Source organism: Arthrobacter sp. 05T423 (genome assembly GCF_056396245.1).
The window spans coordinates 395,264-416,737 of sequence record NZ_JBFTLC010000001.1 but is presented as its reverse complement, the minus strand read 5'-3'; the positions used below and the strand labels follow the sequence as shown (position 1 = coordinate 416,737).

General features: G+C 64.9%; 20 protein-coding genes. 1 reads left to right on the top strand and 19 read right to left on the bottom strand.

Annotation, left to right across the window (positions count from 1 at the left end):
* Window position 1 precedes the first annotated feature (1 nt).
* The 10 genes from atpD to AC1DFE_RS01925 form a co-directional block, all read right to left on the bottom strand.
* A complete protein-coding gene (gene atpD / locus AC1DFE_RS01970; RefSeq protein ID WP_476904235.1) occupies window positions 2-1,456 on the bottom strand; it encodes a F0F1 ATP synthase subunit beta in 1,455 nt (484 codons plus the stop codon).
* A gap of 73 nt (window positions 1,457-1,529) precedes the next feature.
* Entirely contained in the window at window positions 1,530-2,420 is an 891-nt protein-coding gene (locus AC1DFE_RS01965; protein WP_476904234.1) for a F0F1 ATP synthase subunit gamma, read from the bottom strand.
* Between the two features lie 76 nt (window positions 2,421-2,496).
* Complete coding sequence (atpA, locus tag AC1DFE_RS01960; protein WP_476904233.1) at window positions 2,497-4,134, bottom strand: F0F1 ATP synthase subunit alpha; 1,638 nt, start codon at window positions 4,132-4,134, stop codon at window positions 2,497-2,499.
* Between the two features lie 83 nt (window positions 4,135-4,217).
* Entirely contained in the window at window positions 4,218-5,045 is an 828-nt protein-coding gene (locus AC1DFE_RS01955; protein ID WP_476904232.1) for a F0F1 ATP synthase subunit delta, read from the bottom strand.
* Complete coding sequence (locus AC1DFE_RS01950) at window positions 5,045-5,602, bottom strand: F0F1 ATP synthase subunit B (RefSeq protein ID WP_476904231.1); 558 nt, start codon at window positions 5,600-5,602, stop codon at window positions 5,045-5,047. Before AC1DFE_RS01950 ends, AC1DFE_RS01955 begins: the two co-directional genes overlap by 1 nt.
* Before the next feature lie 53 nt (window positions 5,603-5,655).
* Window positions 5,656-5,874, bottom strand: coding sequence for an ATP synthase F0 subunit C (gene atpE / locus AC1DFE_RS01945; RefSeq protein ID WP_211882710.1), 219 nt, complete (start codon window positions 5,872-5,874; stop codon window positions 5,656-5,658).
* A 77-nt stretch (window positions 5,875-5,951) separates the two neighbouring features.
* Window positions 5,952-6,752 carry a F0F1 ATP synthase subunit A gene (gene atpB / locus AC1DFE_RS01940; protein WP_476904230.1) on the bottom strand — a complete coding sequence of 267 codons (801 nt, stop codon included), beginning with the start codon at window positions 6,750-6,752 and terminating at the stop codon, window positions 5,952-5,954.
* A gap of 81 nt (window positions 6,753-6,833) precedes the next feature.
* A complete protein-coding gene (locus AC1DFE_RS01935; protein WP_476904229.1) occupies window positions 6,834-7,172 on the bottom strand; it encodes an AtpZ/AtpI family protein in 339 nt (112 codons plus the stop codon).
* Window positions 7,165-7,650, bottom strand: a complete 486-nt coding sequence (locus AC1DFE_RS01930) for a hypothetical protein (protein ID WP_476904228.1) — start codon at window positions 7,648-7,650, stop codon at window positions 7,165-7,167. The genes AC1DFE_RS01935 and AC1DFE_RS01930 overlap by 8 nt, the downstream gene beginning before the upstream one ends.
* Before the next feature lie 91 nt (window positions 7,651-7,741).
* Window positions 7,742-8,869 carry an MraY family glycosyltransferase gene (locus AC1DFE_RS01925; RefSeq protein ID WP_476904227.1) on the bottom strand — a complete coding sequence of 376 codons (1,128 nt, stop codon included), beginning with the start codon at window positions 8,867-8,869 and terminating at the stop codon, window positions 7,742-7,744.
* 331 nt (window positions 8,870-9,200) lie between these two features.
* On the opposite strand from AC1DFE_RS01925, the gene AC1DFE_RS01920 reads away from it, so the two are divergent.
* Window positions 9,201-10,097, top strand: a complete 897-nt coding sequence (locus AC1DFE_RS01920; RefSeq protein ID WP_476904226.1) for a glycosyltransferase — start codon at window positions 9,201-9,203, stop codon at window positions 10,095-10,097.
* Between the two features lie 34 nt (window positions 10,098-10,131).
* Here AC1DFE_RS01920 and AC1DFE_RS01915 read toward each other — a convergent pair whose 3' ends face one another.
* The 9 genes from AC1DFE_RS01915 to lysA form a co-directional block, all read right to left on the bottom strand.
* The gene (locus AC1DFE_RS01915) at window positions 10,132-10,902 is read right to left on the bottom strand and encodes a WecB/TagA/CpsF family glycosyltransferase (RefSeq protein ID WP_476904225.1); all 771 of its coding nucleotides are present in this window, start codon (window positions 10,900-10,902) and stop codon (window positions 10,132-10,134) included.
* Window positions 10,899-11,738 carry an L-threonylcarbamoyladenylate synthase gene (locus AC1DFE_RS01910; protein WP_476904224.1) on the bottom strand — a complete coding sequence of 280 codons (840 nt, stop codon included), beginning with the start codon at window positions 11,736-11,738 and terminating at the stop codon, window positions 10,899-10,901. Before AC1DFE_RS01910 ends, AC1DFE_RS01915 begins: the two co-directional genes overlap by 4 nt.
* 15 nt (window positions 11,739-11,753) lie before the next feature.
* A complete protein-coding gene (gene prmC / locus AC1DFE_RS01905) occupies window positions 11,754-12,653 on the bottom strand; it encodes a peptide chain release factor N(5)-glutamine methyltransferase (protein ID WP_476904223.1) in 900 nt (299 codons plus the stop codon).
* 15 nt (window positions 12,654-12,668) lie between these two features.
* The gene (gene prfA, locus AC1DFE_RS01900; protein ID WP_476904222.1) at window positions 12,669-13,742 is read right to left on the bottom strand and encodes a peptide chain release factor 1; all 1,074 of its coding nucleotides are present in this window, start codon (window positions 13,740-13,742) and stop codon (window positions 12,669-12,671) included.
* A gap of 195 nt (window positions 13,743-13,937) precedes the next feature.
* Window positions 13,938-16,124, bottom strand: a complete 2,187-nt coding sequence (rho, locus tag AC1DFE_RS01895) for a transcription termination factor Rho (protein WP_476904221.1) — start codon at window positions 16,122-16,124, stop codon at window positions 13,938-13,940.
* A 440-nt stretch (window positions 16,125-16,564) separates the two neighbouring features.
* Window positions 16,565-17,539: a homoserine kinase gene (gene thrB, locus AC1DFE_RS01890; RefSeq protein ID WP_476904220.1), complete on the bottom strand. Its 975-nt coding sequence runs from the start codon at window positions 17,537-17,539 to the stop codon at window positions 16,565-16,567.
* A gap of 2 nt (window positions 17,540-17,541) precedes the next feature.
* Window positions 17,542-18,648 carry a threonine synthase gene (thrC, locus tag AC1DFE_RS01885; protein ID WP_476904219.1) on the bottom strand — a complete coding sequence of 369 codons (1,107 nt, stop codon included), beginning with the start codon at window positions 18,646-18,648 and terminating at the stop codon, window positions 17,542-17,544.
* The gene (locus tag AC1DFE_RS01880; RefSeq protein WP_476904218.1) at window positions 18,649-19,965 is read right to left on the bottom strand and encodes a homoserine dehydrogenase; all 1,317 of its coding nucleotides are present in this window, start codon (window positions 19,963-19,965) and stop codon (window positions 18,649-18,651) included.
* Entirely contained in the window at window positions 19,966-21,471 is a 1,506-nt protein-coding gene (lysA, locus tag AC1DFE_RS01875) for a diaminopimelate decarboxylase (RefSeq protein WP_476904217.1), read from the bottom strand.
* Window positions 21,472-21,474 lie beyond the last annotated feature (3 nt).

The following is a 21,474-nucleotide window of genomic DNA, read 5'->3' as shown; positions in this document are numbered from 1 at the left end:
ATTACTTGGTCTGTTCCTGAATCTTGGCCCACTGGCGCTCAACGTCATCCAGGCCACCGATGTTGAAGAACGCCTGCTCTGCAATGTGGTCGAGTTCGCCGTCGCAGATGGCGGAGAAGCCTTCCACGGTGTCCTTGATGGAAACGGTGGAGCCCTCAACGCCGGTGAACTGCTTGGCGGTGTAGGTGTTCTGGGAGAGGAACTGCTGGATGCGGCGTGCACGCGACACCACGATCTTGTCCTCTTCAGACAGTTCGTCAACACCGAGGATGGCGATGATGTCCTGGAGTTCCTTGTTCTTCTGCAGGATCTGCTTCACACGGACAGCCGTGTTGTAATGGTCCTTGCCGATGTACTGGGGATCCAGGATTCGGGACGTGGACGTCAGCGGGTCCACGGCCGGGTACAGGCCACGGGAGGCGATTTCACGGGAAAGTTCCGTGGTCGCATCCAGGTGCGCGAAGGTCGTGGCCGGCGCCGGGTCGGTGTAGTCATCTGCGGGGACGTAGATGGCCTGCATCGAGGTGATGGAGTGGCCCTTGGTGGACGTGATGCGCTCCTGCAGGAGGCCCATCTCGTCGGCAAGGTTCGGCTGGTAACCCACGGCGGAAGGCATGCGGCCCAGCAGCGTGGAAACCTCGGAACCTGCCTGCGTGAAGCGGAAGATGTTGTCGATGAAGAGCAGTACGTCCTGGTTCTGGACATCGCGGAAGTACTCCGCCATGGTCAGTGCGGACAGTGCCACGCGCAGACGCGTTCCCGGCGGCTCGTCCATCTGGCCGAACACAAGGGCGGTGTCCTTGAGGACGCCTGCCTCTTCCATTTCAACCCAGAGGTCGTTACCTTCACGGGTACGCTCACCGACGCCGGCGAACACCGAGGTACCACCGAAGTTGCGGGCAACACGGGTGATCATTTCCTGGATCAGAACGGTCTTGCCCACGCCGGCGCCGCCGAACAGGCCGATCTTTCCACCCTTGATGTACGGGGTGAGGAGGTCGATGACCTTGATGCCCGTTTCGAGCATCTCGGTGGAACCCTCGAGGGACGCGAAGGACGGAGCCTTGCGGTGGATGGGCCAGTAGTCCGAAGCCTGGATCTCGGACTCATCGACGTCCAGCGGCTTGCCGAGGACGTTGAAGATGTGGCCCTTGACGCCATCGCCAACAGGCACGGTGATCGGCGAACCGCTGTCCACTACGGACGTGCCGCGGACCAGTCCGTCGGTTGCCTGCAGGGAGATAGCGCGGACGAGGTTGTCACCCAGGTGCTGGGAGGTCTCGAACGTGATGGTCTTGGTCTCACCATTGAGAGTGATCTCGGTGGTGAGTGCGTTGTAAATCGAGGGGATTGCGTCAGCCGGGAATTCGACGTCGACAACCGGGCCAATGACACGTGCGATACGGCCGGTAGCACCGGACGTTGCGGCTACGTGTTCGGTAGCGGTGGCAGTCATCTCTCTCACTTCACTCGTAGATGGCGTGGGGTTAAGTTTATCTTTTGTTGCAGGGGGTCCGGGACCGGTCCGGCTACGACGCGAGTGCGTCGGCGCCGGCCACGATTTCGGAAAGCTCCTGCGTAATCTCTGCCTGGCGGGCGGTGTTGCGCAGACGCGTGTACTTCTTGATGAGGTCCGTGGCGTTGTCGCCGGCGGATTTCATCGCCCGCTGGCGTGCGGCAAGCTCGGAAGCCGCTGCCTGCAGCATGGCCGCGAAGATGCGGGACTCGATGTAGCGCGGCAGCAGTGCGTTGAGCACCTGTTCCGGCTCCGGTTCGAACTCGTAAAGCGGAAGCAGCTCCGATTCGGACGCCGCCTGCTCTTCCACAACTTCGAGGGGAAGAAGTCGGATGACGGTCGGTTCCTGGGTCACCATGGACTTGAAGCGGGTGTAGACGACGTGGATCTCGTCCACGCCGCCCTCTTCGAAATCGATGGCAAAGTCCTCAAGCAGGGCCGCGCCGATTTCCCGGGCCGTGGCGAATTCCGGGGCATCGGTGTTGCCGGTCCAGACGCGCCCGTAGGGGCGGTTCCGGAAATCGAAGTAAGCCTGAGCCTTGCGGCCCACCAGGTACGTCTTGACTTCCTTGCCTTCGGCACGGAGCAGCTCGTTCAGGCCTTCGGCCTGCTTGAGCACACCGGCGGAGTACGAGCCTGCGAGGCCGCGGTCCGAGGTGATAACCAGGACGGCCGCCCGGCGGATGTTCTCCGGCTCGGTGGTCAGGGGGTGGTCGATTTCGCTCTGGCTTGCGACGGCAGAAACGGCGCGCGTGATCGCGTTCGCGTAAGGCAGTGAAGCTGCTACGCGTGCGCGGGCCTTGCCGATGCGCGAGGTAGCGATCAGTTCCATCGCCTTGAAGATCTTGCGCATCGACGTCGTCGAGCTGATCTTCTGGCGGTAGACCCGGATCTGGGCTCCCATACTTATCCTTTCCTAAGATCCCGATGGCCGGGACTGCCGGAACCCCGAGGAGTTCCGGCAGTCCCTGCCAGCGAAACTAGCGCTTCTGCCTGACGATTTTTTCCTGGTCGACCTGACCCTCCGAGATAGCTTCATGCTCCTCGTGGCCTGCGCCTACCAGATGGTTGTCCCCCTCGCCGAAGAAACCCTTCTTGAAGTCCACAATGGCGGTCTTCAGTGCTTCCACGGTGTCATCGCTCAGGACGTTGGTCTGCGCCAGCGTCGTGAGGATGGAGGACTTGTGCTTGAGGTGCTCCAGGAATTCGGACTCGAAGCGGCTGATGTCCTCAACCGGAACGTCGTCCAGGTAGCCCTGGGTACCGGCCCAGATGGATACGACCTGGTTCTCGACCGGGAACGGCGAGTACTGGCCCTGCTTGAGCAGTTCCATCAGTCGTGCACCACGGGTCAGCTGCTGGCGGGATGCGGCATCGAGATCCGATGCGAACATCGCAAACGCCTGCATGTCGCGGTACTGGGCAAGGTCCAGCTTCAAGGTACCGGAGACCTTCTTCATGGACTTGACCTGCGCGGCACCACCGACGCGGGACACCGAGACACCAACGTCAACAGCGGGACGCTGGTTGGCGTTGAAGAGGTCCGACTGCAGGAAGATCTGGCCATCGGTAATGGAGATCACGTTGGTCGGGATGTAGGCGGAAACGTCGTTTGCCTTGGTTTCAATGAGCGGAAGACCGGTCATCGAGCCGGCGCCGAGCTCGTCGGAGAGCTTGGCACAACGCTCCAGGAGGCGGGAGTGCAGGTAGAAGACGTCACCCGGGTAGGCTTCGCGTCCCGGCGGGCGGCGCAGCAGCAGCGACACGGCGCGGTAGGCTTCGGCCTGCTTGGACAGGTCATCGAACACGATGAGGACGTGCTTGCCGCCGTACATCCAGTGCTGGCCAATGGCCGAACCGGCGTAGGGTGCAAGGTACTTGAAGCCGGCGGGGTCGGACGCCGGGGAAGCAACGATCGTGGTGTACTCGAGCGCGCCGTTGTCCTCAAGGGTCTGGCGGATCGCAGCAATCGTCGAAGCCTTCTGGCCGATGGCGACGTAGATGCAGCGGACCTGCTTGGTGGTATCGCCGGAAGCCCAGTTGGCCTTCTGGTTGATGATCGTGTCGATCGCGATCGCGGACTTGCCGGTCTGGCGGTCGCCGATGATCAGCTGACGCTGGCCGCGGCCGATCGGGATCATCGCGTCGATGGCCTTCAGGCCGGTCTGCATCGGCTCGTGGACCGACTTGCGCTGGGTAACGCCAGGCGCCTGAAGTTCCAGGGCACGGGTGGTCTCGGCCTTGATCTCGCCGAGGTCGTCGATGGGCACACCCAGGGGGTCAACCACGCGGCCGAGGAAGGCGTCGCCGACCGGTACGGACAGAACCTGTCCGGTGCGGTGAACTTCCTGGCCTTCTTCGATGCCGTAGAAGTCACCGAGGACGATGACACCGATCTCGCGCACGTCGAGGTTCTGGGCGAGGCCCAAGGTGCCGTCTTCAAAGCGAAGCAGCTCGTTCGCCATGACCGAGGGAAGGCCCTCAACACGGGCGATGCCGTCACTTGCGGCGGTCACACGGCCGACCTCTACGCGCTCAGCGTTTCCGGGTTCGTAGGACGCCGCGAATTCGTTCAACGCATTACGGACGTCGTCGGCGTTGATGGTCAATTCGGCCATCTGCAGTCCCTGCTCTCCTGTATTCGTGATCACCGTTGCTCACGATGACCGGGGTTTCTATCAGTTGTGTTGTGCTTCTCCGGCTAACCGGCCAGCTGGCGCTGCAGCTCGTTCAGGCGGGTGAGGACCGAAGCGTCGAGCACTTCGTCCCCCACCTGCACCCGGATGCCGCCGATCAGCGTGGGATCAACATTGAAGTTAACCTTCAGCTCGCGTCCGTAGAGGGAGTTCAATCCCGCCTGCAGACGGTTCTCCTGCGTCCCCGTCAGGGGACGCGTGACGCTGACCGTCGCAATCCAGCGCTGCTGCCGCTTGGCGGCGAGCTCGGCGAAACGGCTAAGGAGCCTGGTTGCCTTGATGCCACGGGGTTGCGTCACTGCCTGTCCAATCAGGACTTTGGCTTCCTCACTCGCGGAAGGAACCAGCCTTTCGGCCAGGGTGATCTTTGCTGCGGCACTGGCCTGCGGTTCAGACAGGGCACGCTGCACCTCGTGGCTGCCAGCCACGGACTGGTTGAAGGAGAACAGATCGTTCTCGAGTTCTTCCAGACCGGTGATACCGGAGGCAGAAACGGCCGACTTGTTTTCAGCAACGGCGATGACCACCGTTGCGGCAAGCGTCTCGAGTGCATCGCCGATGTCTCGCGCCGATGCCCAGCGTGAGCTGGCCAGACGGGCTGCGATGTCCACGGCTTCGGCGGAAGCTTTTCCGCCGAAGAGCTGCTTGATCAACGCCGACTTTTCCTCACCGCTGCGGGAGGGGTCAGTCAGTGCGCGGCGCAAGCCAGCCGAGCTGTCAACCGTGCCCAGGATCCCGAAAAGTTCCTTTGCCAACTGCAGCGATGCAAACGGAAGCTTTGGCTCCAGCCCGGTCAGCGCCTTGGTCAGCGATTCGCTCGATACACCTGCCATTATTTAGCTACACCTGCGTTCTGGGACTCCAGATCGGCGAGGAAGCGATCAACAACACGTGCTGCGCGTGCGTCGTCCTCGAGGGTCTCCCCTACGATGCGGCCCGCAAGCGTGGTGGCGAGAGTGCCCACCTCTGAACGCAGCGACACAACTGCCGCCTGGCGCTCGGATTCGATCTGCACGTGTGCCTGAGCGGTAATGCGCGCAGATTCTGCGGCAGCCTTCTCCTTCAGTTCCGCCAGGATCTGAGCGCCTTCGGCACGTGCTTCCTCGCGGATACGGTTGGCCTCCGCACGGGCATCAGTGAGCTGCTGCTTGTACTCTTCGAGTGCGGCAGAAGCCTCAGCCTGGGCCTTCTCAGCCTTGGCGATGCCGCCCTCGATGGCCTCGGCCCGCTCCGCGAACGTCTTCTCGAACATCGGGACAACGAACTTGACCACGATGAAAAAGAGGACAGCAAAGCCGGCGAGGACGACGCCCATTTCCCAGGGGTTGGGAACGAGCGGGTTAGCCGCCTCGGCGCCTTGAGTGGCGGCTGAGATGATCAGCTGATTCATATTTCACCCGTCCTTATCTACTCGGTTCTGAATGTTCGCTAGGTTCTGAAGGTTTACTTGAGAACGAAAGCGAAGACCAGGCCCAGGATGGCGAGGGCTTCAGTCAGCGCAAGGCCGAGGAATGCAATCGGCTGCAGGACGCGCTGGGCTTCCGGCTGACGTGCCACACCGTTGATGTACGCAGCGAACACGAGACCCACACCGATACCACCGCCGATGGCCGAGAGGCCGTAGCCGATGAGGTTGAGGGAGCCGTTGATGGAGCCGTTCATGTTTCTTCCTTTCAAGATGCCATGTATATGGCAGGTTGTTTGGGTTGCTTCATCCCCCGGGGGGAAGTATGGAGTGCCTAGTGGCTGTCGGCGTGGAGTGCGCCTTCGATGTAGATCGCGGTCAGCAGGGTGAACACGTATGCCTGCAGCGCCATGATCAGCGCTTCCAGCATGTACATGGCAATCGCACCGGCGAGAACCAGGACCGAGGTGCCCTTGAGGAGGACGTTCTCCTGCAGGACGAGGTACTCGATGCCGGAACCGGCAATCATGACGATCAGGTGGCCGGCCAGCATGGTGGCGAAGAGACGCAGGCTGTGCGTGACCGGGCGGACCAGGAAGTTGGAGATGATTTCGATCGGGATGACGATCGGCAGGATGTACACCGGGACACCGGACGGAACGGTGGCGAGCTTGAAGTAGCGCAGGCCGTTCTTCTTGATGCCGATGCCAATCCAGGTGACGTACACGATGGCAGCCAGCACGTAGGCGCCGCCGACGTGCGAGAAGCTCGGGAGCTGGATCACCGGGATTGCGCCGTAGATGTTGTTCACCAAGATGAAGAAGAACAGGCTGAACAGCAGCGGGACGTACTTGATGAAGTCCCTGCCACCGATGATGTCCTTGGCGATGCTGTTGCGGACGAAGCCGTAGGCGGCTTCACCTGCGAACTGCAGCTTGCCGGGAACGAGCTGCTGCTTCCGTGCAGCGAGCAGAAAGAATGTAGCGATAATGACGACAGACAGGATAACCAGCAGCATCTGCTTGGAGAATCCGTCAGCCGCGCCCCACGGCAGGATTGCCGGCAGGTGCAGTTCTTCAATTCCGGGAGGAGTGAACTCTCCTGAATTCTGGGCCGGGAGCGCAAGCGCGATCAACGCGTTTCCTCTCTGCAGTGTCCATCGTTGGGCGTTGGTCGGGTTCCGGCGCGCGTCATGCTTGCCCTCCCCCTCGTGAAATTATTTGGCATTACTGTTCCCGTCCTCGGACGGGCCGCTGGCTGCACCGTTCCCGCCAGTTGGGTTCCTTGAACTGGTGAGGCCGTGCATATGGGACAGATAGAACCCTCCCGCAGCTCCAAGCAGAGCGCCTACGAGCACAATCCAGCGGGTTCCCCACAGATAATCCAGTCCCCACCCTATCAAACTCCAGACGATGATTCCGCCAATAATGTAGCTAAAGACGGCCATTCCAGCGTTGTAACCGCCGTCGGAATTTACGCCGGGTGCGGCGGCGGGACCGGGCGTCGGTGCAGGTGTTCCCGGGTCATTTTTACGGGGGTGGTTTCGCTTAGACATCGGTGCTGCCCTTGTCCGCTTCGGGGTCGTTGAAGATCTGCAACCGGGCTTTGCTGAAACCGTAAATCTCGGCAGCTTGCCAGGTGACCACGGCTACGACGGCGCCGATGACGAACCAGCGGCCATGCAGCCAGCCGGGTGCACCGACGGCGAACAGCACCACGGCGAAGCCGATGACCTTGACGAAGTACGTCGCCACGAACAGGCCGACCGCACCCGAGGGGTTGTTGCGGCCGACGAAATGTCCGATCAGCAGGCTGATGGCGAAGAACACAACTACCAGGAGGCCACCCAGGCTGCTGGACAAAACACCGGTCCAGCCATTTAGCAGGGCAGCCACCACGCCGGTGAGAACCAGGGCACTGCCGGCCACCGCGGAACTGAGTCCGAGCAAACCGAGCCAGAGCGAGCGCGTGGGCCCGGAGACGCCAACGGATCCTTTGCCGGACGCAGGTCCGGGCTGGGCGTTGGAGGTCATGCGAACCCAATCTTCGGGGCAGGGTGGAGTGGTGCAGGAAAGACCTACACCTGAATTCTACACGAGATAGAAATTTTCCGAAAAAGCTGCCCTACTCGGGCGTTTGCCCTGCTCCGGTGCTGTCGCCCCGGCGGCTCAGGTACGGCCACGCCGTGACGAGGCCCATAACCAGCGTTGCGACGATCATCACCGCCAGCACCACCTGCCAGGGGTAGACGGCAAAGGCCAAACCACCAAAGGACAGTACCGCCGCCCACAGGTAGAGCAACATGACGGCGGTGCGGTGAGAGTAACCGATGTCCATGAGCTTGTGGTGCAGGTGTCCGCGGTCGGCGGACCACGGCGAACGGCCGACGGCGGTGCGCCGCACCACCGCGAGGCACAAGTCCAGCAGCGGCAGAAAAAGGACCGCGAACGGCAGCAGGATGGGAATGATCGTGGGGATGCCGTTGACGCGGTCGTACAGACCGGAGGTGATCTGGCCTGTCGAAACGATACCCGCAGAGGCCATCAGCAGGCCGATCAGCATGGCGCCGGCGTCGCCCATGAAGATCTTCGACGGAAACCAGTTGTGCGGCAGGAAACCCAGGCAACTGCCCACAAGCACTGCCGTGATGAGCGTCGCGAGGTCCGAGCGGTCCAGGATGGGCGCGTTCCGGTGCACCCAGTAGGCCGTGAGAAAAAAGGCGGACCCGCCGATGATGGCAACTCCGGCTGCCAGACCGTCGAGCCCGTCGATGAAATTGAAAGCGTTCATCGTGACGACGATGAGGACGGTGGTGAGGATGACATGCACCGGGTCCGATTCAAAGCGGATCGGCTCAGGGATGAACGGGATGATGGTCATGCGCACTCCCCAGAGCGCCACTACCAGGGCGCCAAGCGTCTGCCCGATCAGCTTGACCCACCAGCGGATGTCCAGCAGATCGTCCGCAACGCCCACCGCCACGATCACCGCGGCCCCCGCCAGCACACCCCACGGAGCCCCGTTGTTCCGGAAGATGTCCTTGACGAAGAAAGACTGGCTCGCCACTGCCAGGGCCACCAGCACGCCGGCGAAGATGCCCAGGCCGCCCAGCCGCGACACCGGGCTGGAGTGCATGTCCCTGCTGCGGATCGGCGCGAACAGTTCCAGCCGGTTGCCGATCAGCCGTGCCCCCCAGGTTGCCGCGTAGGAGATGATTGCCGCCGTCAGCATCATGGACAGGTACATGATCATGGCGCGGCCACCGTTCCCGTGGCAGTGTGCCTGCTGCTGACGCCGCACCTGGTGTTGGCGCGCGCCATGCGGACTTGCTGCGGGCTATGCGGATGGGGATTCGGGGTCAGGCCGGGCGGACCATGCGGGCTCGATAGGTGTGGATCTGACGTGCAATAAATGAAACTTCTCCGTCGCCATGCGCACAGGCAGGCAGTGCATAGTGCCTGACAGGGCTGTATTACAGTGGACTCTAGTCAAGATACTAACGCCAACGGGTACATCGCTTCGCGTCACACGGCCATGCGCCGGCGGGAAACTTGCCGACGGCTGTGCTGAAAGGATCCCCGTAATGCCAGTGTCGGTCGCAGTTGCCGCCGTGACGTTTGACCGTCCCCATGAACTCGCTGTCCTGCTGAAAGCCATCAATGGCCAGACGGCACCGGTGTCGACAATCTGCCTTGTTGACAGCGGCACGGTGCCGGCGAAGGACGTCGCTGCAGAGCACGCCAACGTGGACTACGTCCGTTCTGAGGCCAACCTCGGCGGAGCCGGCGGATTCTCCCTCGCGGCCCTCAAGGCCGTCGCCAGCGGCGCCGACTGGGTCTGGATGATGGATGACGACGCCGAGCCCGCGGATGCCGAGTGCCTTGCCACGCTGATCCGGGAGGCAGAGGCCCGCGACCTCGAAGCCGTGGTTCCCCTGGTAGTCGCCCCGGGCCACCCCGACCAGCTCTCCTTCTTCTTCCGGCTGGATGGCAAAGTCTCCCATGACCGGTCCGCGCTCGAGAAGGTGGGCTTCCTGGCGAACGACGGCCATTTCTTCAACGGCGCGCTGATCCGCTCCGATGTTTTCTTCAAGGTGGGGCTGCCGGACATGCGCCTCTTCATCCGGGGCGACGAGGTGGACTTCACCATCCGGCTGCGCAAGGCGGGCATCCGCTTCGGCACCGTCACCACGGCAGCGATCACGCACCCGCACGCCTTTTCCGAAACGAAGCATGTGTTCGGAGCCCGCTGGCACGTCATCGTCCCGGAGAGCGCGTTCAAGCGCTACTACTACTACCGCAACCGCGGCTACCTTATTCGCCGCCATTTCCGGCTCAAGTCCCTGGTGGCCGATGTGGGCGGCTACCTCGGCTATTTCCTCCGCCGGGGCGATCTTCGCGGGCTGGCCGACTGGTTCCGGGCCTTCTCCACGGGGCTGCGCGGCAAGGGATTTGCCCCGCTCAAGGACCAGAAGTTCTAGCGTAGGCGGGGGCTGCGTTGCGGGCGCTGTTGTGTCAGCCCTGGCCGCGCAGCCGGCGCCGCAGCAGGAGTGCCAGCAGAACCCACGGCTCGCCGAATACCCGGTAGGCCACGCGCCGCGGATGAAGCAGCAGCCGCCACGCCCATTCCAGGCCCAGCCGGCCGAGCCAGCGGGGCGCCAGCTTCTGGATGCCGGCGATCTGCTCGATTGCGCCGCCCACGGCGCAATAGATTGCAGGCGGCAGCGACGGCAGGCGGCGCCACAGCACCTCTTCCTGCAACGGCATGCCAAGACCGATCAGCACCAGCTGGGGCTGGCGTTCCGCCAGCCATGCGGCGGCCTTCTCCTCCAGGTCCGGATCCCAGCCCTCCCCCGGCATTCCGGAGACAGTGGCGCCCGGGACAATGTCCTGCAGCTTCGCCACGGCCTTGGCATTGGCGTCCGCGCCGGCCCCTAGGATGGCGATGCGGTGGAGGCCGTCCAGCTGCCCCAGCGCGGGAATCCAGTCCGTTGAACCGAGCCGGTAGTCCATGACGGGCCGCGGGTCGCGGTCCGTCGTGTCCCGGCCCCTCCCCCACAGCCAGAGGACAGGCGCGCCGTCGAGAAGAACCACGTCGCTGTTCTCGTAGAACTTCCTGAACTCCGGTTCGGAGTGAAAAAGCGTCACGCTGTGGAGATTGTGTCCAACGACTGTTCTGGTAGTCCCGTCGGCCACGAAGCCGTTGAGGACTGCAGTGAGTCCGTCAACGTCCAGAGGCGTGGCATCCACTCCGAGAACGGGTATCGGTTGCCTCTGCAGCGTCATTCGGTGCTTGCGGGCTTTTCGCCGGCAGCGGACTGCGCAGAATCGTCCGCAGCGCTCTCCGACGCGGTGCCCTCTGCCACAGCGTCTTCGCCCGGGACCAATGTGGCCCCAGCCTCGCCCTCAGCGGTGACTTCAGCCTCCTCCGCAGTAGTGGCCTCAGTCCCCTCAGCCGCGTTGCCGTTGATGTCGAGAACCCCGGGAACCACCTCGCGCAGCCGCTCCAGGCTGATGGCACCCTCACGGACCACGCGCAGCGGAAGCGATGTGGCATCCACGATGGTGGAAGGCCGGGCGTCGGTTCCCTCGACCGGCCGGAAGCCGCCTTCAAGGTAGACCTCCACAGACTCCGCGAGCTGGGACCTGGCTTCAAAGGCTGTCTGCGCCGGCGCCTGTCCTGTGCGGTTCGCCGAAGACACGGCGAGGGGGCCCGTAACGGTCAGCAGGTCGATCGCCACCTCGTCGTCCGGAATGCGAAGGGCCACCGTGCCCTTGGTCTCGCCCAGGTCCCAGTCGAGCGACGGCTGGGCGTGGAAGATCAGGGTCAGGCCACCGGGCCAGAAGGCCTCGGCCAGCTCGCGGGCATCCGGATAGACATCCGTGGCCAGCCCGTCGAGCGCGTTCAGGCGCGGGATGAGGACGGGCGGCGGCATGTTCCGGCCGCGTCCCTTGGAGACCAGCAGCATGGTGACGGCCTGCGGGGAAAAGGCATCGGCCGCGATTCCGTAGACGGTGTCCGTGGGAAGGACGACGCACTTCTTCTCGAGGATCGCCCGCCGCGCGTGGGCGATCCCTTCGGTCCGTTCGTCATCGGCCGTGCAGTTGTACGTAGTGGTCACTGCCTCATTCTTTCATTACTCCGCGGGCACTGCGGCAAGCATGGCGCTGGTGGCCCGCTCCTTGCCATTAAGGTCGAAATGCGTGGTGACACCGGTCCAGAGCCCGGTCCGGTTCAGCATGGTCGAGATCCAGCCGGCCTGGACTTCAGCGTGTTCCATCACGAAGTAGCCCCCGGGAACCAGGAGCCGCGCCGCCGAGGCGGCTGCCGCCGTCGGAAGTTCCATGCCGTCCGCTCCGCCGCCGTAAAGCGCCTCCGGCGGGTCGTGGAGCGCCACTTCCGGTTCGTTGGGGATGGCTTCGGCGGGGATGTACGGCGGGTTGGAGACGACGACGTCGAACGTTCCGTTGAGTTCCGGCAGAGCGTCCCGCAGGTCCCCCAGCAGCAGGGTGACCCCCAGCGGCCGGAGGTTCTTTGCCGCCCAGGCGTGCGCGAACTCGCTGAACTCCACCGCGAAAACCTCGGCCTCTGGCACCTCGTGTGCGATTGATCCGGCGATGGCACCGGAGCCCGTGCCCAGGTCCACCACCTTGGGGCGGACCACTCCGGCGCGTTCTAGTGCGCGAAGCCGGTCGATGACAAGCTGCACGACGGACTCGGTCTCCGGCCGGGGAATGAAGACGCCGGGTCCCACCGCGAGCTGAAGGTAGCGGAAGTGCGCGACGCCCGTGATGTGCTGGAGCGGGATCCGGGTGGCGCGCTCGGCCACGAGTTCCGCGTAGCCGGCCGGGGCCGGGGCATCGCCGAGCATCATGGCCCGCAGCCGCCCCAAGCCCACGCCGAGCAGATGGTCCGCCAGCAATTCCGCGTCTACCCGGGGGCTGGGGACGCCGGCCTCGGTGAGGCGCTCGGTTGCCTCCTGCACCGCGGCGGCCAGGGACTGGGCCGGCAGCGCCGGACTGTACTCGGACGTCATCTGATCCCTGGGCGCCTAGTCGCCGATGGCGTCCAGCCGCGCCTGTTCGTCCATCTCGATGGCTGACTGGATGACCGGCTCGAGGTCGCCGTTCATGACCTGGTCAAGGTTGTAGGCCTTGTAGCCCGTGCGGTGGTCGGCGATCCGGTTTTCCGGGTAGTTGTAGGTACGGATCCGCTCGGACCGGTCCATGGTGCGGATCTGGGACTTCCGCTGGGCCGAGTTTTCGGCGTCGATCTGTTCCTGCTGGTGGGCCAGGATGCGGGCCCGGAGGACGCGCATGCCGGCTTCACGGTTCTGCAGCTGTGACTTCTCGTTCTGCATGGCCACCACGATGCCGGTGGGAAGGTGCGTAATGCGGACCGCGGAGTCGGTGGTGTTGACGGACTGGCCGCCAGGACCCGAGGACCGGTACACGTCGATCTTGAGGTCGTTCTGGTTGATCTCGAGCTCTTCGGGCTCATCAACTTCGGGCAGGACCAGGACGCCGGCGGCCGACGTGTGGATGCGGCCTTGGGATTCCGTCACAGGGACACGCTGGACCCGGTGCACGCCGCCTTCGAACTTGAGCCGCGCGTACACGCCTTCGGCGGGATCGTTGGAGCTGCCCTTGACGGCCATCTGGACGTCTTTGTATCCGCCCAGATCGGATTCGGTGGCGGAAATGAGTTCGGTCTTCCAGCCGCGGGACTCCGCGTAGCGGGTGTACATGCGCAGGAGGTCACCGGCGAAGAGTGCAGCTTCGTCGCCGCCTTCACCGCCCTTGACCTCAAGGATCACATTGCGGGCATCATCCGGGTCCCGGGGGATCAGCAGGCGGCGCAGATTCGCGGCCGTCTTCTCCAGGGCAGCCTCCAGCTCCGGCACCTCGGCAGCAAACTCGGGATCCTCGGCAGCCATCTCCTTGGCCGCTGCCAGGTCATCCGCAATAGCGTGCCACTTGTGGTAGGCCTCCACAATGCCGTTCAGCTGCGCAGACCGCCGCCCCAGCTTCCGCGCCAGCTTCTGGTCAGCGTAAACAGCCGGATCCCCCAACTGCGCCTGGATGGAATCATGCTCATCCAATAGGCCCTGTACGGACTCAAACATTTTCAAAACCTCTTTCGACTTGTAACCAAGTCTAGTAACTGCAACGCGGGGTCACTTACCGCCCAATCCGGCGTCTCCATTGGGCTATATCTGACCCCGCGTTGCTGTCGGGCCAGGAAGTGGCGACTTAACGACGAAGCCGCCCAAAATATGCCGGCCAGGGAGTGGCCGGCATATTTTGAGCGGCGTACGCAGCTACTTGTCGTTATCCGACTTCGAACCAAGCGTCGTCTTCTGGACCTGCATGAGGAACTCGACGTTGCTCTGGGTCTCGCGGATCTTGTTGGTCAGCAGTTCCAGGCTCTGCTGGGTCTCAAGACCTGACAGGACGCGGCGCAGCTTCCACATGATCTTGACCTCTTCGGCCGAGAGCAGGTTCTCTTCGCGGCGCGTGCCGGAGGCGTTGACATCCACGGCCGGGAAGATGCGCTTGTCAGCCAGCTGGCGGGACAGGCGGAGCTCCATGTTGCCGGTGCCCTTGAACTCTTCGAAGATGACCTCGTCCATCTTGGATCCGGTCTCCACGAGGGCCGTTGCCAGGATGGTCAGCGAGCCGCCGTTTTCGATGTTGCGGGCAGCACCGAAGAACCGCTTCGGCGGGTACAGCGCTGCGGAGTCCACACCACCGGACAGGATGCGGCCGGAGGCCGGTGCTGCCAGGTTGTAGGCACGGCCCAGACGGGTCATGGAGTCCAGGAGGACCACCACGTCCATGCCCATTTCCACGAGGCGCTTGGCGCGCTCGATGGAAAGCTCGGCCACGGTGGTGTGGTCGTCGGCGGGACGGTCGAAGGTGGAGGCAATGACCTCGCCCTTGACGGTGCGCTGCATGTCCGTGACTTCTTCGGGACGTTCGTCAACCAGCACCATCATGAGGTGGACCTCAGGGTTGTTGGTGGTGATCGCGTTCGCGATGGACTGCAGGATGAGCGTCTTGCCGGCCTTGGGCGGAGAGACGATCAGGCCACGCTGGCCCTTGCCGATCGGGGCAACCAGGTCGATGACGCGGGGGCCGATCTTCTTGGGGTCGGTCTCGAGGCGCAGTCGCTCGGACGGGTACAGCGGGACGAGCTTGGCGAACTCCACGCGGTCCCTGAGGTCCTCGGCGGTCTTGCCGTTCACCGAGGTGACACGAACCAGCGCGTTGAACTTCTGGCGGGCGGACTGCTGGCCGCGGTCTTCGCCGTCGCGGGGTGCGCGGATGGCGCCAACGACGGCGTCGCCCTTGCGCAGGTTGTACTTCTTGACCTGGGCAAGCGAGACGTACACGTCGTTCGGGCCCGGCAGGTAACCGGACGTGCGGATAAACGCATAGTTTTCGAGGACGTCCAGGATGCCGGCCACCGGCAGCAGGACATCGTCATCGGTCACTTCGACGTCGTCGACGTCGGGTCCCTGGCTGCGTCCCCGGCGGCGGTCGTTGCGGTCGCGGAAACGCTCGTTGCGGTTGCCGTCGCGGCTGTCGGAGCGCTCGTTGCGGTCGTTCCGGTCGCGGCGGTTGCGGCGGTTGCGGCGGCTGCCGCCGTCGTCGTCGGCGTCGCGGTTGTCGTCGCGACGGGTGTCGTCGCGGCGGGTGTCATCACGGCGGGTGTCGCGTCCGCCGGCTTCGCCAGCGTCACGGCCGCCGCGGCTGCGGGTGTCGCGGCGTTCGCGCTGCCCGGCTTCGCCTTCGGTGGCCTGCTCGCGGGCCTCAGCACCGCGGGTCTCGACACCGCGGGTCTCGGCACCGCGGGCCTCAGTGCCGCGTGCCTCAGTGCGGCCCTCGGCGACGCGTTCTTCAGCACCGCGTGCCTCGGGGGCTGCTTCGGCGGGAGCGGCGGGTGCCTCGGCGGGAGCCGTTGCGGCTGCTTCGCCGCGGCGGCGGTTGCGGGTGCGCGGCTGGCGGCGTTCGGCGCCTTCTGCCTCGGCAGCAGCACCCTCTGCGGGCACAGTTGCTTCAGCAGGCGCGGTGGCGGCAGGTGCTTCAGCCGGCGCAGCGGCCGGAGCCTCAGTGGCGGCCGATTCCGCAGCGGCTGCGGCGACAATTCCGTCACTCACTGCCCGGCGGCTGCGGCCACGGCCGCGTGCTCGCGTTTCCTGGGCCGGAGCCTCTGCGGCCGGCGTGGCGGCAGGGGCTGCAGCGCTGGCCTCGGCGGCCTTTGCTGCGGTACGCGCCGGTGCCTTGGTGGCGGACGTGCCGGCACGGTGCGCGGAAATAGCCGTCACCAGGTCACCCTTGCGCATGCGGGATCCGCCGGAGATACCAAGCTGGCTGGCGAGTGCCTGCAGCTGGGCGAGCTTGAGGCCAGCAAGGCCGCTGCTCTTGGCGGGAGCTTCCGTCAACGATCCGGAAGCAGAAGTTGGTGTGTCCACAGCTGGCGACAGCTCAGTGGTTTCGGTCACGAAGGATCCTTCCCCCTCGACGGCGTCCAGACTGTGAGCTGGACGCGATGATTGGATCTGGGCTGCAGTTCAGATCTGCAGCCAGGATGTCGGCCTTGCCGGTTGGACTTCGGCCAGCAGGGCCGGATACTGATCACCTTCAAAAGCTCCGCATAGATGGCGGGGCGGCGGACTGGCGGTTCAGGGAACAGAAAAACATCTGTAGGGTCCTGGCCAGGCCAAGCAGGTGGCACCGGAAAATATTGCGCATTAAGAGGTCGAAGCATCGGATCCAAGCAGATTCTGACCCGATGACCGATTAAGGCCTATCTCGGAGTCGTTGACTGCACGGTCGCTTGGCTGCAGGGCCCTCTCGACTGCAGATTCGCCGTCGCGCTGCATCAGTGAATGCTGTGGTGACTCAGTAAATGCGGTGATGACTGCGGAGACTGCATGCGGTGTTACCGCCGGTGCACTCCCACTTTAGCACCTTCGACGTCGACTGCCAGCTTCATCACACGCCAGTTGATGCCAGGCGTGTTCGCCTCGGAGAACGCGGCAATAAACTCCAGGACAACGGCGGCCTCTGCCTCACCGTTGGCCAGGGCCAGAACCGTGGGTCCCGCGCCGGAGACAGCGGCAGCGTGGCCGGCTCCGCGAAGCGCCTTGATCAGGGCGGCGCTGGGCCGCATAGCCTCCGCACGGTAGCTTTGGTGCAGGAAGTCCTCGGTGCCGGCGAGCAGGAATTCAGGCTTCTGCGTCAGGGCGTGGATCAGAAGTGCGGCGCGGCCGGAGTTCATCGCGGCCGCGTGATGGCCGATGGACGCAGGCAGCAAGGCTCGCGCGGCCTCGGTGGAAAGCTCGTAGTCCGGAACTGCGACGATGGGGATAACCGCAGCGTCCACGGTGGCGCACGTGGTGCTGTACTGGTCACTGTCCTGCCACGACAGCGCCAGTCCGCCGTAGATCGCGGGAGCGACGTTGTCCGGGTGGCCTTCCATCTCGCTGGTCAGCTGCAGGATCCAGTTCCGGTCCTGCTGCTCCCCCGCCGGCAGCAGCGCGTTGGCCGCCGTCACGGCTGCCACGACTGCGGATGCCGACGAACCGAGGCCACGGCCGTGCGGATTGACATTTTGCGCCGTGATCTTCAGGCCGGTGTGGCGGTAGCCCAGCCGCCCGAAGGCGGCATTCATGGCCCGGACCACCAGGTGGCTGGCGTCCCTCGGGAGGGAGTCCGCCCCCTCACCGCTGAGCTCGAAGACCAGCTCGCCGCTGTCCAGGCTCTCCACGGTGAGGGTGTCGTGCAGCGTCAGGGCCAGTCCCAGGCTGTCATAGCCGGGGCCGAGGTTGGCACTGGTGGCCGGAACCCGGACCGTCACCTGCTGCCCGCTCTGGATGGCGGGCAGCTGGGTGGTCTGCGGCAGCGTGGTTTCCACTGTTATTTGTCTTCCAGTCCCAGCTCTGCAGCAACGGTCACGACGTCGTTCGGCACCTTGACAGGCTGGACATCGCTGCCGTCTTCGGTCCGGAGTGCCCACTGGGGGTCCTTGAGGCCGTGACCGGTGACGGTGATGACGATGGTCTTGCCGGAGGGCACTTCACCGGCAGCGTGCTTCTTGAGCAGGCCTGCGACGCCGGCTGCGGAGCCGGGCTCCACGAAGACGCCCTCACGGGCGGACAGCCAGCGGTGGGCGGCCAGGATCTCATCGTCCGTGACGGAATTGATGAATCCGCCAGACTCGTCACGTGCGGCGATGGCGCCGTCCCAGGAGGCAGGGTTGCCGATCCGGATGGCGGTGGCGATGGTGTCCGGTTCCGTAATGGGGTGGCCGGCCACGAACGGCGCGGCACCGGCGGCCTGGAAGCCCCACATCGCGGGGGTCTTCGTGGCGACGGGAGCAAGCGTGCCCGCGGTGGCGGACTCGAACGGGGCGGAGTACTCCTTGTAGCCCTTCCAGTAGGCGGTGATGTTTCCGGCGTTGCCCACCGGGAGCACGTGGATGTCCGGGGCGTCGCCCAGCGCATCGACGATCTCAAAGGCACCGGTCTTCTGGCCCTGGATGCGGGCCGGATTTACGGAGTTGACCAGGAACACCGGGTAGGACTCGCCCAGCTTGCGGGCGATGTCCAGGCAGTTGTCGAAGTTGCCGTCAACCTGCAGGAGCGTGGCGCCGTGCGCAATGGCCTGGCTCAGTTTTCCCATGGAGATCTTGCCTTCGGGCACCAGCACGGCACACGTCAGGCCCGCGGCGGTGGCGTACGCTGCAGCCGATGCCGAGGTGTTTCCGGTGGACGCGCACACCACAGCCTTGGCCCCGGCCTCCACGGCGGCCGTCATGGCCATGGTCATGCCGCGGTCCTTGAAGGAGCCGGTTGGGTTCATGCCCTCCACCTTGAGGTAGACGTCCGAGCCCGTCAGCTCCGAAAGCTTCTGGGCGTGGACCAGGGGCGTGCCGCCCTCGCCGAGGGTGATGACCCTGGTGGCCGCCGTTACGGGCAGACGGTCAGCGTATTCGCGGATGACACCGCGCCATTGGTGAGCCACTTAAGCTCCTTCTACCCGCAGTACGGATGTAACGGAATTGATCACGTCAAGGCCCTTGACGGCCTCGACGGTCGCTGCCAGTGCAGCTTCGCTTGCGCGGTGGGTGACGATCCGCAGCTCGGCCGATTCCACGTTGGAGTCGGCATCGCGGTGGATGGTCTGGCGCATGATTTCGATGGAGACACCGTGCTCGGCGAACAGCTGGGCGATCTTCGCCAGGACGCCGGGCTGGTCGGCAACATCCAGGCCGATGTAGTAGCTGGTGGTCGCGGCGTCGATCGGCAGCGCCGGGACGTGGCCGGTGGTGGACTCGATGCGTCCGGGGCCTCCCAGGACGATGCGGCGCGCGGCCGAGACGACGTCGCCCAGCACCGCAGACGCCGTCGGGGTCCCGCCGGCACCTTGGCCGTAAAACATCAGCTCGCCGGCGTTCTCCGCCTCGACGAAGACCGCATTGAAGGCGCCGCGGACAGCTGCCAGCGGGTGTTCGCGCGGAAGGAGCGTCGGGTGGACCCGCACAGAGACCCCTTCATCACCTTCGCCGTTGCCGATTTTTTCGGCAATGGCCAGCAGCTTGATGACAAAACCGGCTTCCTTGGCGGCCGCGATGTCGGCGGCGCTGACGCGGGTGATGCCCTCGCAGTGGACGTTCTCCAGGTCGAAGCGCGTGTGGAAGGACAGGGACGCCAGGATCGCGGCCTTGGCAGCGGCGTCGTGGCCCTCGACGTCGGCCGTCGGGTCGGCCTCGGCGTAACCGAGCCGCTGGGCCTCGGCGAGGGCGTCGGCGAACTGGGCGCCGGTGGAATCCATCTGGTCCAGGATGAAGTTGGTGGTGCCGTTGACGATGCCCAGCACGCGGGTGATGCGGTCACCGGACAGGCTGTCGCGGATGGGGCGCAGGATGGGAATGGCGCCTGCCACGGCGGCTTCGTAGGACAGCTCGACGCCGGCCTTGTCCGCCTCTTCGTAGAGGGCGGGGCCGTCTGCGGCAAGCAGGGCCTTGTTGCCGGTGACGACGCTTGCGCCGTTCTGGATGGCGGAGAGGATCAGCGAACGGGCAGGCTCGATGCCGCCCATCAGCTCGATCACGAGGTCGGCGTCCTTGACGAGCGTTTCACCGTCGGTGGTGAACAGGTCGCGCGGAAGGTCCACATCGCGCTCGGCGTCGAGGTTGCGTACGGCGATGCCGGCCAGTTCCAGGCGGGCGCCGGTGCGCGGCGCCAGGGTCCCGGCGTCGTCAATCAGAATCCGCGCCACCTGAGCCCCGACGTTGCCACAGCCCAGCAGGGCCACTTTCAGGGTTCGCAATTCGGTCATTCAGACTCCCATGTCGCGGTTCAGCAGATCTTGTTCGGTTTCCCCGCGGACAATCAGCCGGGGAGCTCCGTCGCGCACAGCGACAACGCCCGGCCGGGCCAGATAGTTGTAGTTGCTTGACAGGGCCCAGCAGTAGGCGCCGGTCCCCGGTACAGCGAGCAGATCACCGGCTGCCACGTCCTCGGGCAGATATACATCTCTAACAACTATGTCGCCGCTCTCGCAATGTTTGCCCACTACTCGGGACAGCTGCGGCGCCGCTGCGGAGGTCCGCGAGGCGAGAATGGCCGAATAATCCGCGTCGTACAGCACCGGACGGGCGTTGTCGCTCATGCCGCCGTCCACTGACACATAGCGGCGCGGATGCGTAACGTTTTTCCCGGCATTTTCACCCTCACCGTCGGCCGGGGCGTCAACCCGCACGGTTTTCAGGGTGCCCACCTCGTACAGGGTGAAGGTGCTGCTGCCCACGATCGCGCGGCCGGGCTCGATGGAGATCCGGGGGGCAGTAATGCCCAGTTCGGCGCACTTGGAACGGACGACGGCGGCCATCGCCTGCGCGATGTCGGCTGCCGGGCGGGGCGTGTCCACCGGGGTGTAGGCGATGCCGTACCCGCCGCCGAGGTCAAGCTCGGGCAAGGTGATGGAGTATTTGGCCTGCACCGCAGCCAGGAAGGTCAGGAGCTTCCGGGCGGCCAGCGCAAAGCCGTCCGGCTCGAAGATCTGCGAGCCGATGTGGCAGTGCAGGCCCAGCAGCTCCACGCTGTCGTAGGACGTGGCCGCAGCGACCGCTTCCTCCGCTGCGGACAGGCCTGCTTCAGCAGTGGAATCCTCCGCCATGGAGAGGCCGAATTTCTGGTCCTCGTGGGCGGTGGCGATGAACTCGTGGGTGTGGGCGTGCACGCCGGGCGTCAGCCGCAGCATGACCTTGGCGGTTTCCCCGCGGCCGGAGGCGATTTTGGCCACGCGCTCCAGCTCGTCCAGGCTGTCCACCACGATGCGGCCGAGGTTCATGTCCAGCGCCCGGTTGATCTCGGCGTCGGACTTGTTGTTGCCGTGCAGCGAAAGGTTCTCACCGTCGATCCCGGCACGCGCCGCGACCGCGAGTTCGCCGCCGGAACACGTGTCCAGCCGCAGCCCCTCGTCGGCCACCCACGCCGCGACGGCGGTGCAGAGGAAGGACTTGCCGGCGTAGTAGACGTCCACTCCGCCGCAGATGTCGGCAAAAGCCTCGTCGAATGCATCCTTGAAGGCGCGGGCACGGGCGCGGAAGTCCGATTCGCTCATGACGAACAGGGGCGTGCCGTACTGCTCCTTGAGGCTGCTGACCGGGATGCCGTCAATGGCCAGTTCGCCATTGGCGCTCCGCTCCACCCCGCCCGCCCACACCGGGGTATGGAGGGCGTTGAGGTCAGCGGGGACGGCGAGCCACTCCGGAGCCAGCGGCGAGGCCGTGCCGCTGGGGGCCGGGCTGTTGGATGCCGTGCTGCTGGTGGTGTCCTGCACGCA